Annotated in this window: 1 protein-coding gene; it reads left to right on the forward strand. The window is 64.2% G+C overall.

Annotated elements, in window-relative coordinates:
- Positions 1 to 758 (forward strand): IS256 family transposase (locus J1C47_RS23540; RefSeq protein ID WP_207353232.1); only part of this gene is annotated, 758 nt, incomplete at its 5' end.
- Between the last annotated feature and the right edge of the window lie 54 nt (positions 759 to 812).

Raw genomic sequence — 812 nt, forward strand, 5'->3', positions numbered from 1 at the left:
TCACCGGCGACTGGCCCTATCTCTGGCTGGACGCGACCTACCTGAAGCAGCGCGAGGGCGGGCGTATCGTCTCGGTCGCCGCGATAATTGCCGTGGCGGTGAACACAGATGGCAAGCGCGAGATCGTTGGCCTCCATATCGGGCCTTCAGAGGCGGAAACCTTCTGGTCGACCTTCCTCAAGAGCCTCGTGCGCCGCGGCCTCTCCGGCGTGAAGCTGGTGATCTCGGATGCCCACGAAGGGCTGAAGGCGGCCATCCGCCGGGTGTTCAGCGCCTCCTGGCAGCGCTGCCGCGTCCACTGGATGCGCAACGCCTTGTCTTATGTCCCGAAGGCGCAGCAGAGCATGGCGGCCGCGGCCCTACGCCAGGCCTTCATCCAATCCGATCGCGCCGGCGCCGCCCAAGCGCTGCGCCATGTCGCCGATCAACTCCGGGACAAGTGCCCCAAGCTCGGCAACTTCATCGACGAAAGCGAGACCGACGTGCTGGCGCATCTGGACTTCCCCAGCCAGCACCGGACCCGGATCCATTCGACCAATTCTCTGGAGCGCCTGAACAAGGAGGTGAAGCGGCGAGCCGATGTCGTCGGCATATTCCCGAACGAGGGCTCCATCATCCGCCTCATCGGCGCCGTCCTCCTCGAGGCGAACGACGAATGGCAGACGCAGAACCGCTACATGCAGACCGAACCGATGGCCGAACTCATGGCCACCGCCACAAAGCCAGAAACCGTCCGAATTTCCACCGCAGCCGCCTGAAACGGAGCCGCTTCAGTCACACCCAAATTTCCACCACGTTGACGGACACGACCG

Source organism: Jiella sonneratiae (assembly GCF_017353515.1).
Taxonomy (GTDB): domain Bacteria; phylum Pseudomonadota; class Alphaproteobacteria; order Rhizobiales; family Rhizobiaceae; genus Jiella; species Jiella sonneratiae.